The organism is Pseudomonas sp. IC_126 (assembly GCF_004331835.1).
Classification (GTDB): domain Bacteria; phylum Pseudomonadota; class Gammaproteobacteria; order Pseudomonadales; family Pseudomonadaceae; genus Stutzerimonas.
The window spans coordinates 497,491-512,890 of sequence record NZ_SJSS01000001.1 but is presented as its reverse complement, the minus strand read 5'-3'; the positions used below and the strand labels follow the sequence as shown (position 1 = coordinate 512,890).

General features: G+C 60.1%; 15 protein-coding genes and 4 tRNA genes. 10 read left to right on the top strand and 9 right to left on the bottom strand.

The window, feature by feature from the left end:
• Positions 1-37 precede the first annotated feature (37 nt).
• Positions 38-532: a SprT family zinc-dependent metalloprotease gene (locus E0D86_RS02370; RefSeq protein ID WP_131648367.1), complete on the top strand. Its 495-nt coding sequence runs from the start codon at positions 38-40 to the stop codon at positions 530-532.
• Positions 533-536: 4 nt separating this feature from the next.
• On the opposite strand, the gene E0D86_RS02365 is transcribed toward E0D86_RS02370, so the two are convergent.
• On the bottom strand, positions 537-1,724 hold the full coding sequence (locus tag E0D86_RS02365) for an MFS transporter (RefSeq protein ID WP_131648366.1): 1,188 nt from the start codon (positions 1,722-1,724) through the stop codon (positions 537-539).
• A gap of 338 nt (positions 1,725-2,062) precedes the next feature.
• Between E0D86_RS02365 and E0D86_RS02360 the strand changes: the two genes are divergently transcribed.
• The 8 genes from E0D86_RS02360 to E0D86_RS02325 all read left to right on the top strand — a co-directional run bounded on the left by E0D86_RS02360 (position 2,063) and on the right by E0D86_RS02325 (position 8,272).
• Positions 2,063-2,245 (top strand): nitrate reductase, encoded by a 183-nt coding sequence (locus tag E0D86_RS02360; protein WP_371924023.1) that lies wholly within the window; start codon positions 2,063-2,065, stop codon positions 2,243-2,245.
• Between the two features lie 76 nt (positions 2,246-2,321).
• Positions 2,322-2,582, top strand: coding sequence for a chaperone NapD (locus E0D86_RS02355; RefSeq protein ID WP_131648364.1), 261 nt, complete (start codon positions 2,322-2,324; stop codon positions 2,580-2,582).
• Entirely contained in the window at positions 2,579-5,083 is a 2,505-nt protein-coding gene (napA, locus tag E0D86_RS02350) for a nitrate reductase catalytic subunit NapA (protein ID WP_131648363.1), read from the top strand. Before E0D86_RS02355 ends, napA begins: the two co-directional genes overlap by 4 nt.
• An 11-nt stretch (positions 5,084-5,094) precedes the next feature.
• Positions 5,095-5,577: a nitrate reductase cytochrome c-type subunit gene (locus E0D86_RS02345; protein WP_131648362.1), complete on the top strand. Its 483-nt coding sequence runs from the start codon at positions 5,095-5,097 to the stop codon at positions 5,575-5,577.
• Positions 5,578-5,587: 10 nt separating this feature from the next.
• Complete coding sequence (locus tag E0D86_RS02340) at positions 5,588-6,184, top strand: cytochrome c3 family protein (RefSeq protein ID WP_131648361.1); 597 nt, start codon at positions 5,588-5,590, stop codon at positions 6,182-6,184.
• 140 nt (positions 6,185-6,324) lie between these two features.
• The gene (locus E0D86_RS02335; RefSeq protein WP_131648360.1) at positions 6,325-7,119 is read left to right on the top strand and encodes a dienelactone hydrolase family protein; all 795 of its coding nucleotides are present in this window, start codon (positions 6,325-6,327) and stop codon (positions 7,117-7,119) included.
• A gap of 317 nt (positions 7,120-7,436) precedes the next feature.
• Positions 7,437-7,874, top strand: a complete 438-nt coding sequence (locus E0D86_RS02330) for a hypothetical protein (protein WP_131648359.1) — start codon at positions 7,437-7,439, stop codon at positions 7,872-7,874.
• On the top strand, positions 7,871-8,272 hold the full coding sequence (locus E0D86_RS02325) for an META domain-containing protein (protein ID WP_131648358.1): 402 nt from the start codon (positions 7,871-7,873) through the stop codon (positions 8,270-8,272). Before E0D86_RS02330 ends, E0D86_RS02325 begins: the two co-directional genes overlap by 4 nt.
• A 299-nt stretch (positions 8,273-8,571) precedes the next feature.
• On the opposite strand, the gene dinB is transcribed toward E0D86_RS02325, so the two are convergent.
• Positions 8,572-9,621, bottom strand: a complete 1,050-nt coding sequence (gene dinB, locus E0D86_RS02320; protein WP_371924039.1) for a DNA polymerase IV — start codon at positions 9,619-9,621, stop codon at positions 8,572-8,574.
• 209 nt (positions 9,622-9,830) lie between these two features.
• Here dinB and E0D86_RS02315 point away from each other — a divergent pair, with 209 nt between their 5' ends.
• Entirely contained in the window at positions 9,831-10,106 is a 276-nt protein-coding gene (locus E0D86_RS02315) for a hypothetical protein (RefSeq protein WP_131648356.1), read from the top strand.
• A gap of 11 nt (positions 10,107-10,117) precedes the next feature.
• Here E0D86_RS02315 and E0D86_RS02310 read toward each other — a convergent pair whose 3' ends face one another.
• From E0D86_RS02310 to uvrB, 7 genes are all read right to left on the bottom strand, one after another.
• The gene (locus E0D86_RS02310) at positions 10,118-10,567 is read right to left on the bottom strand and encodes a thioesterase family protein (protein WP_131648355.1); all 450 of its coding nucleotides are present in this window, start codon (positions 10,565-10,567) and stop codon (positions 10,118-10,120) included.
• Positions 10,568-10,791: 224 nt separating this feature from the next.
• Positions 10,792-10,867, bottom strand: a tRNA-Glu gene (locus E0D86_RS02305).
• A 43-nt stretch (positions 10,868-10,910) separates the two neighbouring features.
• Positions 10,911-10,986: transfer RNA gene (locus tag E0D86_RS02300), tRNA-Ala, on the bottom strand.
• 49 nt (positions 10,987-11,035) lie between these two features.
• Positions 11,036-11,111: transfer RNA gene (locus E0D86_RS02295), tRNA-Glu, on the bottom strand.
• 57 nt (positions 11,112-11,168) lie between these two features.
• Positions 11,169-11,244 (bottom strand) — tRNA-Ala (locus E0D86_RS02290).
• Positions 11,245-11,449: 205 nt separating this feature from the next.
• The gene (gene gltX / locus E0D86_RS02285) at positions 11,450-12,931 is read right to left on the bottom strand and encodes a glutamate--tRNA ligase (RefSeq protein ID WP_131648354.1); all 1,482 of its coding nucleotides are present in this window, start codon (positions 12,929-12,931) and stop codon (positions 11,450-11,452) included.
• 230 nt (positions 12,932-13,161) lie between these two features.
• The gene (gene uvrB, locus E0D86_RS02280; RefSeq protein ID WP_131648353.1) at positions 13,162-15,177 is read right to left on the bottom strand and encodes an excinuclease ABC subunit UvrB; all 2,016 of its coding nucleotides are present in this window, start codon (positions 15,175-15,177) and stop codon (positions 13,162-13,164) included.
• Positions 15,178-15,400: the final 223 nt, after the last annotated feature.

Genomic DNA, 15,400 nt, shown 5'->3' with positions numbered 1-15,400 from the left:
CATTGCGGCATAATTCCGGGCTTCTTCGGAGGCCCCTATGCCCGAACAGCTTCATGCCCGCGTCGAGGCCTGTTATCAGCAGGCCGAGGCCTTCTTCAACAAACGCTTCGCGCGTCCGCAGGTCAGCTTCAGACTGCGCGGGCAAAAGGCCGGCGTTGCGCACCTCGATAGCAACCTGTTGCGCTTCAATCCGCAGCTGTACCGGGAAAATCGCGATCACTTCCTCAAGCAGACCGTGGCCCATGAAGTCGCGCATTTGGTCGCCCATCAGATGTTTGGTGGTCGTATCCGCCCGCATGGCGAAGAGTGGCAATTGATCATGCGCGGGGTGTACGAACTGACCCCTGATCGCTGCCACAGTTATGAGGTCAGCCGCCGCCAGGTCAACCGCTATATCTATCGCTGCGCCTGTCCCGATCAGGATTTTCCGTTCACGCCGCAGCGCCATTCGCTGGTCCGCAAAGGCCGTCGTTATTTCTGTCGCAGCTGCCGTGCCACACTGGTATTCAGCGGCGAGCAACGGGTCGAGTGACCGTCTACAGCCGCCCGGCACGCCAGGCGGCCAACACGAATAGCGCAGCGAGTACCGCCATCAGCGGTAGCCAGCCGGCGTGCTCCCAGACGTAACCGGCCGCATAGCCCACCACGCTTGAGCCCAAATAATAGGCGCATAGATACAGCGCCGATGCCTGCGCCTTGGCACCCTTGGCGTGCACGCCAACCTGGCCGCTGGCTACAGCATGTGCGGCAAAAAAACCGAGCGTGAACAGCGCCAGCCCGACGATGATCGCGACCAGCCAGGGCGTTGCGCACAAGCCGACACCCAGCAACATCAGCCCGACGCCGCATTGAAGGACCGTCTTGGCCCCCAACCGCGGCACCAGTCGCCCTGCCCAACCCGCACTGAAGATTCCCGCTAGATAGACAATGAATAGCAGGCCGATCACCGTCGAAGATAGGCCGAACGGCGCCCCTGCCAGACGGAAGCCGATGTAGTTGAACAGCGCGACGAAGCCGCCCATCAGCAAAAACGCCTGCAGAAACAGGTTGCGCAGAATCGGGTTGCCCAGATGCCGAGCGAAGTTGTCCAGAAGTGCACGCAGCGATAACGGCTGGGGCTTGAAATGTCGCGAGGCCGGCAATAGCCAGATGAACAGCCCCAGTGCCAGCAGCCCTAATCCTGCTATCCCGCCCAGCGCCAATGGCCAACCGCCGATGTCGCTCAACAGCCCCGACAGCAATCTGCCCAGCAGGCCGCCTAGAGCGGTCCCGCCGATGTACAAGCCCATCGCGGCGGGCAGCGACTCGGGATCGAATTCCTCACCGACGTAAGCCATCGCCAAGGCCGGCAATCCGCTGAGCGCCAGCCCCAGCAACGCTCGCAGCACGAGCAGCAGCGTCCAGGATTCCACCGCTACGCAGGCGAGGCCAAGCAGGCAAGCCAAAGCCAGTGCCAGCGCCATGACCGGCTTGCGACCCCAGCTTTCAGCCAGGCTTCCGGAGATCAACAGGGAGAGCGCCAGTGTCAAGGTCGTCAACGACAACGCCAGGCTGCTGACGGCAGCTGATACGGAGAACTGCGACGCCAACAGCGGTAATAAAGGCTGCACGCAATAAAGCATGGCGAAGGTGGCGAAACCGGCGCAGAACAATGCCAGCGTGGCGCGGCGATAAGCAGCGGTCCCGCGCTTGAGATGATCATGAGCGAGCGAGTCAGGAAGCATGCGTTTATTCCTACATCCGTTACCGACGGAACGAGCAGAAAAAAGCGGCGCAGCCTACCACACAGCCATACAGATGCCACGCAGCCACACCCTGGCCAGATAAAGGCACAAGCGGTCATATATCAACAAACTTGTTTCGTCGCAGTCGCAACGAAACAAGACTTTGAGTTTCGGCCGTATATCGCTCGGATGATGCAACGCATTCCGCGTACCGAACCTTATTGTTGAGCTAGGTCAAAACAACTGTGATTAGCGCTTATTAGCCTGTCGTTTATCGACGGGCGACTTTGAATAAGCCATTGGCGCTTCCTAGACTCCATACACAGTCGAAGAAAAAGGTGAACGCAGTGCCGCACGACACCGATCCCGCCCTTATAAGCAAGCCGGACGAAACACGACTGTTCGTATTTCTGCTGGTCTTCCTGTTCCCCCTGCTAAGCGTCGTGATCGTCGCTGGGTACGGCTTCATCGTCTGGATAAGCCAGCTGGTCGTCTTCGGACCACCCGGCCCGCCGAGTTGACCACCGGCACTAACCTGACCTTAACAGTCCTCTTTTAGCTTGCAGTTTCAATGTAGGCGGAGCCTTACCTAAAACAATGAATAACGCCCTGCATATCGCCAGTTTGCTCGTGCATTGCCGCGCCGAGCTGCTGGAAGCCGTGAAAAGAAACCTGGTGTTATTGCCCGGAACCGAACTGCATCAAGAGAGTGCAGCGGGGAAACTGGTCGTGGTCCTCGAAGCCGAACATGAAAGCCGGATCCTCGACACGATCAGCCATATCCAACAAATACCCGGCGTTCTCAATGCCGCCCTGATTTACCACGAACTCCTCTCACCCGAAGGAGAGCCTGAATGAGCCTCACACGACGTCAATTTGCCAAGGCCAATGCTGCGGCCATAGCGGCCAGCGTGGCGGGACTGCCGATCGCCACCAGCGCCAGCAATCTGATCACCAATCCGGAGGTCACCAACCTTCAATGGAACAAGGCGCCCTGCCGCTTCTGCGGCACCGGTTGCGGTGTGATGGTCGCCACTGCCGGGGATCGTGTCGTGGCCACCCATGGCGACGTGAAGGCCGAAGTCAATCGCGGCATCAACTGCGTCAAGGGCTACTTTCTGTCCAAGATCATGTATGGCTCCGACCGTCTGACGCAGCCGTTACTACGCATGAAAGATGGCCAGTACGACAAGCAGGGCGAATTCCAGCCGGTCAGCTGGGAACAGGCCTTCGACGTCATGGAGGAGAAGTACAAGGCGGCGCTCAGGGAGAGCGGCCCGAGTTCGATCGGCATGTTCGGCTCCGGCCAGTGGACCGTGTGGGAAGGCTACGCGGCCAACAAGCTGATGAAAGCGGGCTTTCGTTCCAACAACCTCGACCCCAACGCCCGTCACTGCATGGCGTCAGCGGCGGTAGGCTTCATGCGGACCTTCGGCATGGACGAGCCCATGGGCTGCTATGACGACATCGAAGCGGCCGATGCCTTCGTGCTCTGGGGCTCGAACATGGCCGAGATGCACCCGGTGCTCTGGACCCGAGTCACTGACCGCCGGCTCAGCGCGCCGCACGTCAAGGTCGCGGTGATGTCGACCTTCGAGCACCGCAGCTTCGATCTGGCCGACATCCCGATGGTGTTCAATCCGCAGACCGATCTGGTGATCCTCAACTACATCGCCAACCACATCATCCAGAGCGGCGCGGTCAATCAGGACTTCATCAAGAACCACACCCGGTTCGCCAAGGGTGCGACCAACATTGGCTACGGCCTGCGCCCCACTGATCCCCGTGAGCTGAAGGCCGAAAATGCCGCAGTGGCAGCCAGCTGGACCGATATCAGCTTCGAGGACTACGCCGAGTTCCTCAAACCCTACACCCTCGAACACGCCGCCCACGAATCGGGCGTTGCTGCCGAGCGTCTGAAGGCATTGGCCGAACTTTATGCCGATCCCAAGACCAAGGTGATGTCGTTCTGGACCATGGGTTTCAACCAGCACACCCGCGGCGTGTGGGCGAACAACATGATCTACAACATCCACCTGCTCACCGGAAAGATCAGCGAGCCGGGTAACAGCCCCTTCTCGCTCACCGGCCAGCCCTCGGCGTGCGGCACCGCGCGGGAGGTGGGGACCTTCTCCCATCGCCTGCCTGCGGACATGGTGGTCACCAATCCGAAGCACCGCGCCACCACCGAAAAAATCTGGAAACTGCCAGAGGGCACCATCCAGGAGAAACCCGGCTTCCATGCCGTGCAGCAAAGCCGTGAACTAAAGGACGGCGGCCTCAAGGTCTATTGGACCCAGGCCTCCAACAACATGCAGGCCGGCCCGAATCTGATGCAGGAAACGCTGCCCGGCTGGCGCAACCCGGAAACCTTCATCGTTGTTTCCGATGTCTACCCGACGGTATCGGCCCAGGCGGCCGATCTCATCCTGCCGGCGGCCATGTGGGTGGAAAAGGAAGGTGCCTATGGCAACGCCGAACGCCGCACTCATTTCTGGCACCAGCTGGTCAACGCGCCGGGCGAAGCACGCTCGGATCTGTGGCAGCTGATGGAGTTTTCCAAACGCTTCACCACCGATGAGGTATGGCCGGCCGATCTGCTCGCCAAGGCGCCGGACTTAAAAGGCAAGACGCTTTTCGACGTGCTGTTCAAAAACGGCAAGGTCGATCGCTTCCCCACTTCGGATATCGAAGAGGGCTACCGCAACAAGGAGTCGGAGGAGTACGGCTTCTACGTACAAAAGGGCCTGTTCGAAGAATACGCCGAGTTCGGCCGCGGCCATGCCCATGACCTGGCGGACTTCGATCGCTATCACCAAGAGCGGGGCCTGCGCTGGCCCGTGGTAAACGGCGAAGAAACCCGCTGGCGTTACCGGGAAGGCTACGACCCCTACGTCGAAAAAGGCACCGGGGTGCAATTCTATGGCTATCCAGACAAGAAGGCGATCATCTTCGCCCTGCCCTACGAGGTCCCGGCGGAGATACCTGACGAGGATTATCCATTCTGGCTCAGCACCGGCCGCGTGCTGGAGCACTGGCACACCGGCAGCATGACTCAGCGCGTCGACGAACTGCACCAGGCGGTTCCCGATGCATTGGTGTACATGCATCCCGATGACGCACGCGACCTCAAGGCGCGTCGTGGCAGCGTGGTCAAGGTCATCAGCCGTCGCGGCGAGATGCAGGGACGTATCGAAACCCGTGGACGCAACAAGCCACCGAAAGGTCTGATCTTCGTGCCGTTCTTCGACGCCAACAAGCTGATCAACAAGGTCACCCTCGACGCAACCGACCCGATCTCCAAGCAAACCGACTACAAGAAATGCGCCGTGAAAATCGAAGTGGTCAGCATCGCCTGAGGAGAGTCGCCATGAAATTTCGCTTACTGCCTTTGACGCTCCTCACGGTGTTTGGCCTGGCCATCGCCGCCGAGCCGAACTACCCACTGGACGCCCCCGCGCCGGACGGCCGGCGCCCAGGCGGCACCATCACCCAGGAATTCACCCCGCCGCCACTCAAGGACGAGGAAAACAAGGACCTCAAGCGCGAGCGCAACTACCCCGAGCAGCCGCCGACCATTCCGCACACGATTCGTGGCTACCAGGTCGACGTCAACAGCAACAAATGCCTGTCATGCCACAGCCGCGCCAACAGCGCACGCACTCAGGCGCCGATGATCAGCATCACGCATTTCACGGATCGCGACAGCCAGACGTTAGGCACCGTCGCCCCTCGCCGCTATTTCTGCACCCAGTGCCATGTGGTGCAGCACGATGTGAAACCGCTGGTGCAGAACGACTTCGAGAACATCGACGAGTTGCTCTATCGCGAAAACCAACAGAACGAACAGTGAGGACGCCTGGATGAAGTCGATACTGTCGTTTCTCAAGAAATACTGGACAGTCCTGCGCCGCCCGAGCGTGCATTACAGCCTGGGCGCGCTGACGCTTGGCGGGTTCATCGCCGGCATCATCTTCTGGGGCGGATTCAACACCGCGCTGGAAGTGACCAACACCGAGGCGTTCTGCATCTCCTGCCACGAAATGGAAGACAACGTGTACATGGAGATCAAGGACACTATTCACTACACCAACCGCTCGGGCGTGCGCGCCACCTGCCCGGACTGCCACGTTCCCCATGAATGGACGGACAAGATCGCACGCAAGATGCAGGCGTCCAAGGAGGTCTGGGGCAAGATCTTCGGCACCATCAACACCCGGGAGAAATTTCTCGGCATGCGCCGTGAAATGGCCGAACGCGAATGGCGTCGTCTGAAAGCGAATGACTCGCTGGAGTGCCGTAACTGCCACGATTTCGACTACATGGACTTTACACGGCAGTCCGCCCGCGCATCGCAGTTCCACTCCACTGCCCTGGCCAACGGCGAAGCCACCTGTATCGATTGCCACAAGGGCATCGCCCACCGGCTGCCGGACATGCACGGCGTGCCGGGCTGGTAAACACGATCCGGCGCGGCCCTCAGGGTCGCGCCGGCTCTGTTCCTCCACATCTAACGCCCTTCGCTACACCTGAACGACCGGGTTGCAGGCGAGTCGAACGACGGCTATCAATCGACGTTGCCATAACAAGGAGTTCTCTCATGCGCTATTGCCTGCTCGGCGCGCTGATGGCCGCCAGCGCCTTCGCTCAAGCCGAAATCCAGACTCAGGAAATTCCCTATACCGCCGCCGACGGCACCGAGATGATCGGCTATTACGCTTATGACGACGCCATTGAAGGCAAGCGCCCGGGCGTCGTGGTGGTGCATGAATGGTGGGGCCTCAACGACTACGCCAAAAGCCGCGCTCGAGATTTGGCCGAGCTAGGCTACAGCGCGCTGGCGATCGACATGTACGGCGAAGGCAAGAACACCGAGCATCCCAAGGACGCCATGAGTTTCATGCAGGCCGCCTTGGCCGATGCCGACGCCGCCAAGGGCCGCTTCAACGCCGGCCTGGACCTGCTCAAGCACCAACAGCAAACCGACGCCGCCAATCTCGCCGCGGTCGGCTACTGCTTTGGTGGCAAGGTAGTGCTGGACATGGCACGCCAGGGCGCACCGCTCGCTGGCGTCGTCAGCTTCCACGGCGCGCTGGCCACGCAAACCCGTGCCGTCCCAGGCAGCGTCAAAGCTCGCGTACTGGTCGAGCACGGCAGCGAAGACAGCATGGTCAGTGTCGATGACGTAGCAGCACTGAATGCAGAAATGGTCAAAGCCGGCGCCGACTACCGCTTCGTCAACCTGCCCGGCGCCAAACACGGCTTCACCAACCCCGGAGCCGACAAGTTTCAGGAAAAAGGTGTCGACGTGGCGTACAACAAGGCCGCCGATGAGCGCTCCTGGAAGGACATGCAGCGTTTTCTCGACGAGACTTTTGCCGATACCCGTCCGTAACTATCTGATTGAATCTGGTTGGGCATCGGTGGTCATGGTCGGATTCTTTATGACGCAACAAAGTGACCGCAGCCTACAACAGCCCTAGCAGCCACTCGGTCCGCTCCCTCTCCCCTCCGGGAGAGGGCTGAGGTGAGGGGCAGACGACCTTGCTGCCGGAGCCCCCGCTCGCCGCGCCTTAGACCGATTGCCCAGCAACGCATCGGAAAACCGGATTGCTCGATTACTTTGCCTCGTCCAGCGCAGCCTCTGCTCAACTAGCGTGCTAGCATTACGGCCCGCCGCAAAAGCCCCCTCATTCCAGTCGATCGCGAGTCATGGCCGAACACGATTTCCGTTACAACCTGCTCAACCCCGCACACACCCTGACCGAATGCCGCGCCCTGGCACCGGGCCGCTATCAGGTCACAGGTAACGGCGGCAACATCCGCTCGGGCGACGTGCTCATCGTCACGCTCAAAGGCAGCCGGGAGCTCTTCCAGCGCCTGACGGTCGACAAGGTTCGGCACCTGATCAACCCGCCGGGCCGGTGGATGGCCGTGGCGCGCGGCCCGGTGTTTCGTGAACTCGCGATCATTAACTGGCAGGTCGACTGCGACGCTTGCGGTAAACAGCTGGATTTCGAATTCGCCGTGGACGCAGCCAAAGGCGAAGCCGCTCACGCCCCGGCGGCCGAAGCGCGGATCAGCGATTTGGGCTGGAAGAACGACGGCGGTCGACACCTGTGCCCCGCATGCAGGGAGCCCAAACAATGAACAAGTTCATCATGGCCGGCCTTGCCGTGTTGTCTGTCAGCGGTTGCTCAGTCGACCCGCTCACCCTGCAGCATGACGTCACTTACATCGCCGAATGGATCGGCGAAGACCCCGTGGTAGGCCGCAACCCGGTCTCGCTGACCTTCAGCGAAGACCGCGCCTACGGCAACGCCGGCTGCAATCACTGGTTCGCCAACTACCAGCTCGACGGTCAGCAGATCCGCTTCAGCGAAGTAGGCAGCACGCGCAAGATGTGCGCCGAGCACATCATGAAGCAGGAACAGCAATTCCTGAATTTGCTTTCCCGTGTTGAGCGCTGGGACGTATCCAAAATCGATCAGCTGCGCTTCTGGCCAGCTGAAGGCGCCCCGCTCCGCGTCTGGCCGGAACAGAACTGACTGCGCCACAAGTGTGCGAATTGCATGCAGTTGCACTCTATTTGCGCGAAACGAGCGAAGGCAGCCATCGCACTAGCTTGATATCGCCACCCCAAAACCCAGCAAGAACGCGGCCCTTGGCGAACGCAGCCTCCAATCAGTTGATTGCAGATACCCAAAACGGAACTGGCATATGCGATGCATAGCTTTATTCAGCCAGTTTCGGGGACCTCGGTACAGGCAGGCCGGGGCAACCCCTCTTTTATGCCAAGTGTGCCGCACGAAACCGTTGAATTGACGGAGCCACCAGCGGCAGAAGGCTAGAACAGACTCAGCTGCATGAAGTCGTTGCGTAGATCAATCAAACGGACCCCGACGCCCATCAGCCGCACTGGACGCTTACCACGCGCATAGGCGCCGGCAACGAGATCAGCGTAATTCTCCAGCTCGAGACCAGCGCCTGCCTGCTCGAAGGTCGTCTGGGTAAAGTCGTGAAATTTGAGTTTGACGAAGGGTTTGCCCGGCCGGTATCCACTGTCGAGCCGCGCCATCCGGCCGGCGAGTTCCTCAAGCAGTTCGGGCAATCGTTCCAGACAGGCTGCGAGGTCCGGCAGGTCGCGATCGTAGGTGTTTTCCACACTGACCGACTGGCGCCGCCTTTCAACTTTAACCAGGCGCTCATCGACCCCGTGCGCCAGCCCCCAGAGCCGCTCACCGAACGAACCGAAATCCCGAACCAGATCCAGGCGCTTCCAGGTGCGTAGATCCGCGCACGTGTGGATGCCCAATCGCTTGAGCTTTTCGGCAGTCACGCGGCCGACGCCATGCAACTTGGCGACCGGTAGCGTCAGCACGAAGTCTTCGACCTGATCCGGGGTGATCACGAACAACCCATCGGGCTTGTTCCAATCACTGGCGATCTTGGCGAGAAACTTGTTCGGCGCAACGCCCGCCGAAACCGTGATGCGCAGCTGCTGCCATACCCGGCGGCGAATATCCTGGGCGATACGTGTCGCACTACCAGAGAAGTGTTCGCAGTCGCTCACGTCCAGAAAGGCCTCGTCGAGCGACAGGGGCTCGATAAGATCGGTATAGGTACGAAAGATCTCGTGGATCTCGCGCGAGGCTTCCTTATAGGCGTCCATACGAGGCCGAAGGATCAGCAGGTCTGGACAGAGCTTCAGTGCATGCCCAGACGCCATCGCAGAGCGTACACCATAGGCGCGTGCTTCGTAGTTGCAGGTGGCAATGACGCCACGCCGGTCGGCCAGCCCACCCACAGCGATAGGTCGGTTCGCCAGACTGGGATCGTCACGCATCTCGATGGCCGCGTAGAAGCAATCGCAATCGACGTGGATGATTTTGCGCAGCTTGTTAACCAACTGGCCTGCCTTGACTTTGAACTGAATCGGTCCATTTAAAAAACGCGATCGATCCCCATCGAACCACGACGAGGCCAGACTGAGCGGCACCATTATCCATCATCCCGCGACCAGAGCGCTCAATCGCTGCGAGCGAACAATCCTCGATGCATCGAGTCGGAATTATGGAGTAGGCCAATCCACTACCGGAGACTCCCATGAAAACCACGCATCTTACCGCCGCCGTCTTTGCCAGTTTTATTGCCACTGGCGCGATGGCTAACCAGGACGATATGCATGACAGCACACACGGTGCCGCCGGTGACGCCCACGGCAGCGCCATGAGCGAAAACCATCAGCGCGCCAACACTGCCGATGTCAATGAAGACGGTACGACCCTGGATGAAAAAATGAAAAAAGAAGTACAAGACGATTGGCGCGAAGACGCCGATGAACGCCGCGATGCCGATGTGAGCAAACCGGAACAGCGTTGACTTGAGGCCCGTTAGAGTTCGAGGGGATAAGGCTGAACCAGGGCCTGGCCGTACCCCTCCACGAACTCCAGCGGCATCCGTTTGGGCTTGCCACTCGACATCTGAATGCAGACGAAGGTGGTCTGAGCCCGTAGCAGTGTCGTGCCATCAGCCGGCCTGACCAACTGGAAGTTACGCTTCATCTTCAACCGCTGATCGGAATCGACGATCCAGGTTGCCAACTGCAGGCGATCGCCCAGATAAGCCGCTGCCAGATAATCGATCTCATGCCTGAGCACGGCCATTGCTCGATCCAGACGGCGGTAATCCTCCACTCCCAGGCCCAGACTCTGAGAGTGCTGCCAGGCGCTCTGCTCCAGCCATGAGACATACACCGCATTGTTGGCATGGCCTAACTCGTCGATATGGTCGGCCTCGACTGCGATGTCGATTATGAACGCGTCGGCTTGATCCCAAATCATGCATCCCTCCTCGCTGTGCTGTGCGCCGTCAGACGCAATGCTCCTATTGGAAGCTAGACGCTGCTGGATGTCACGCCTGCGCCGAACGTCTATGACGGACCATTCAGCACAGCGAGCCGTTTCAACCTGATGAATGGGATCTTGCACCCACTTTAAACGCGCCCAAACAAAAAGGGCCACTTCGTGAGAAATGACCCTTTGGCGCCCAAAACGGGCAATAAAAATGGCGTCCCCTAGGGGACTCGAACCCCTGTTACCGCCGTGAAAGGGCGGTGTCCTAGGCCACTAGACGAAGGGGACGAAACCTTCGAACGATTCAGCGACTGCCGAAACGCGTGGAAATTGGTGGAGCTAGACGGGATCGAACCGTCGACCTCTTGCATGCCATGCAAGCGCTCTCCCAGCTGAGCTATAGCCCCGGATTTAACGTCTCCCGACTCGCGATGCTTGCGCAACGCTGCTGGAATATGGCGTCCCCTAGGGGACTCGAACCCCTGTTACCGCCGTGAAAGGGCGGTGTCCTAGGCCACTAGACGAAGGGGACAAAACCTTCTTACGCGACCCGCCGCTAGGCGTGTCGGTGGCAATCATTGTCCGAGGTTGGTGGAGCTAGACGGGATCGAACCGTCGACCTCTTGCATGCCATGCAAGCGCTCTCCCAGCTGAGCTATAGCCCCATCTCGAGGACGGGGCGCATATTAGGGGCGACCCTGCACAGTGTCAATGAAATTTTTTCTGGCCGGTGAAGAAATTTCGACAGAAGAACAATTACTTACCGCCGACGGATGGCGCGTCTCAAATTTTTTCGCGAGCAAGCTCGCTCCCACAGAAACCTGTGCTGCCTATCGCAGGTGCCGCCTAGTTCAAGAAGTTTAAAACCGCTCAAACAATCGCCGCCAACAGCTTCTCCCACTCCTTCACTTCTTTCTTCGACGCCCCGCCGAGCAACTCCAACGCCTGGCGCAGACGGAAGCGAGCCAGATCAGGGCCGAGAATCTCCATAGCATCAAGCACTGACACAGAACTGGCCTGACCGGTGATCGCGGCGAACATCAGCGGCATCACGTCACGTAGTTTCAGCTCCAAGTGCGCAGCCACCGCCTGAATGACATCAGTGATGCGCTCCTTGTCCCAATGGCGAAGCGCTTCGAGCTTCCACAGCGTCAGTTGCAACACTTGGCGCACCTGGATTTCGTCCAGCTTCTTGTGAGCGAATAGCGACGGATCGAGGTTCAGCGCACCAGAGAAGAAGAAACCGGCCAGCGGCGCGATCTGGCTGAAGGTCTCCACCCTACCCTGCACGTGCGGTGCGATCTTCATCAGGTACTCGGGGTTCAGCGCCCATTGCTGCACCTGGCTGGCGAAGGTCTCGACGCTCAGCTCACGGATCCACTGACCGTTGAGCCAGGACAGTTTCTCAACATCGAAGATCGGCCCGCCCAGGGAAACGCGATTGATGTCGAAGTGCTCGATCATTTCCGCCAGGGTGAATTTCTCGCGCTCGTCGGGCATCGACCAGCCCATGCGGCCCAGGTAGTTGAGCATCGCCTCGGGCATGAAGCCCATGCGCTCGTAGAAGGTAACCGAGGTAGGGTTCTTGCGCTTGGACAACTTGCTCTTGTCCGGATTGCGCAGCAGCGGCATATAGCACAGCTGCGGCTGTTCCCAGCCGAAGTATTCGTAGAGTTTGATCAGCTTGGGTGCCGACGGCAGCCACTCTTCGCCACGCAGCACGTGGGTGATGCCCATCAGGTGGTCATCGACCACGTTGGCGAGGAAATATGTTGGCAGGCCATCAGCCTTCATCAGCACCTGCATGTCCATGCGGTCCCAGCCGATCTCGACGGTGCCGCGTAGCATGTCCTGCACCTGGCAAACGCCTTCGGTCGGCACCTTCATGCGGATCACGTGGGATTCGCCATTGGCGATGCGCTGCTGCGCCTCGGCCGGGGCAATGTGCATGCAATGGCCGTCGTAGCGCGGGGTTTCCTTGTTGGCCATTTGCTCGGCACGCACCTGATCGAGGCGCTCGGCGCTGCAGAAGCACGGGAAGGCATGGCCCTTGGCGACCAGTTCGTTCGAGTACTTCTTGTAGATCTCACCACGCTCGCTCTGCCGGTACGGGCCATGCGGGCCGCCGACGTCCGGGCCTTCGTCCCATTCGATGCCCAACCAGCGCAGGGCATCGTAGATCTGCTGTTCGGATTCACGGGTCGAGCGCAGCTGGTCGGTATCCTCGATACGCAGAATGAACTGACCACCATGCTGGCGGGCGAAGCAGAGGTTGAACAGCGCGATATAGGCAGTGCCGACGTGCGGGTCGCCAGTGGGAGATGGCGCGATGCGGGTGCGAACGGTGGTCATGAAAGATCTCGAACGAACGTAAATCGAAGGGATGAATGGTAACAGGCACGCCGTAAGACGCTCCAGTTCGTAGGATGGAATCGCCGAAGGCGCCTCCATCGTTTACCGCGAATTGGCCACATCCGCCTGCACACATGAAGCTTGATCCGTGAACGCCGGATTGCGCCCTCGGCTAATCCAACCCACTTGGCTACGTGTTGCAACCGCTGCAACGTCCAGCTTCTTCCCCCTTACACCTGCAACAACCGCTCGCGCAGCTTGTGTATCTCGTCGCGCGTCTGCGCGGCGGCCTCGAACTCCAAGTCGCGTGCGTAGGCAAGCATCTTTTCTTCCAGCTGTCGGATGCGCTTGGTGATCTCGCTAGGCGAACGCAGCTCGTTTTCGTAACGCGCCGCCTCCTCCGCCGCCTTGGCCTCGCCGCGGCGCTTCTTGCTGCGCGAGCCCGGCACGGTGGCCCCTTCAAGGATGTCCCGCACATCCTTGAACACACCCTTCGGCACGATGCCGTGAGCCTCGTTGAAAGCGATCTGCTTGTTGCGCCGGCGCTCGGTTTCATCAATGGCGCGCTGCATCGAGCCGGTCACGTTGTCAGCGTAGAGAATCGCCCGACCGTTGAGGTTGCGCGCCGCACGGCCAATGGTCTGGATCAGCGAACGCTCGGAACGCAGAAAGCCTTCTTTATCCGCATCAAGAATCGCCACCAGCGAGACCTCGGGCATGTCCAGCCCCTCACGCAGCAGGTTGATGCCCACCAGCACGTCGAACACGCCCAGACGCAGATCACGAATGATCTCGACCCGCTCCACGGTATCGATGTCCGAGTGCAGATAGCGCACCCGCACGCCGTGGTCGCCGAGGTAGTCGGTCAGATCCTCCGCCATGCGCTTGGTCAGGGTGGTGACCAGCACGCGCTCTTCCTTGGCCACGCACTTGGTGATCTCCGATAGCAGATCATCGACCTGAGTCAGCGCCGGCCGTATTTCGATTTGCGGATCGACCAGCCCCGTAGGCCTCACCACCTGTTCGACCACACGCCCGGCGTGCTCAGCTTCGTAAGGGCCCGGCGTGGCCGAAACGAAGATAGTCTGCGGGCTGATTGCCTCCCACTCGTCGAAGCGCATGGGCCGGTTATCTAGCGCCGACGGCAGGCGGAAGCCGTATTCCACCAGGGTTTCCTTGCGCGAGCGGTCTCCTTTGTACATGGCGCCGACCTGCGGCACGCTGACGTGAGATTCGTCGATCACCAGCAGCGCATCGGCCGGCAAATAGTCGTACAGCGTTGGCGGCGCCTCGCCGCTGTCGCGCCCCGAGAGGTAGCGTGAGTAGTTCTCGATGCCATTGCAGTAACCCAGCTCCATGATCATTTCCAGATCGAAGCGGGTGCGCTGCTCCAGGCGCTGCGCCTCCACCAGCTTGTTCTGACTGCGCAGGTAGTCCAGCCGGTCCTTGAGTTCGACCTTTATCTTTTCCACCGCTTCCAGCAGGGTTTCGCGCGGCGTTACGTAGTGGCTCTTGGGGTAGAAAGTGAAGCGTGGCAGCTTGCGGATGACCTCGCCGGTCAGCGGGTCGAAGGCCGACAGGCTTTCCACCTCGTCATCGAACAGCTCGATACGCACCGCCTCCAGATCGGATTCGGCTGGGAAGATATCGATCACGTCACCGCGCACACGAAAGGTCGCACGGGCGAAATCCATATCGTTGCGGGTGTATTGCAGACCGGTCAGACGGCGCAACAACTCACGCTGATCGAGCCGGTCGCCGCGGTCCACATGCAGCACCATCTTCAGGTACGACTGGGGATCACCCAGGCCGTAGATGCAGGACACCGTGGTGACGATGATGGCGTCCTTGCGTTCCAGCAGCGCCTTGGTCGCCGACAGGCGCATCTGCTCGATATGGTCGTTGATCGAGGCATCCTTCTCGATAAAGGTGTCGGACGACGGCACATAGGCCTCGGGCTGGTAGTAGTCGTAGTAGGAGACGAAATACTCCACCGCGTTGCGCGGAAAGAACGCCTTGAACTCACCGTAAAGCTGCGCCGCCAGTGTTTTGTTCGGCGCCAGCACCAGCGTCGGGCGCTGCACGTGAGCGATCACGTTGGCGATGCTGAAGGTCTTGCCCGAGCCCGTCACGCCCAGCAGCGTCTGGTGCGACAACCCGGCCTCGATGCCCTCGATCATCTGCCGAATGGCTTCGGGCTGATCACCGGCGGGCTTGAAACGGGTGACCAGTTCAAATTGCGACATAACGACCTCTGGAGTTGCGGACCGGCTGGAGCGCCGATTGTGACATTTTGGGTGCCATCTGGAAGCGATGCCTGGCGGAACCCTGCGCTGTCGAAGGGCGCCAATTCTGTCAGAAAAACCGCCCCGGCATCTCGCGACCGCGGACCGGTGCGGCTATACTCCTGCCCCGTTTGCGCACCGCCCTCAGCGCGAAGCGAGGGTGCTGTATCACTCACCTTCTTCT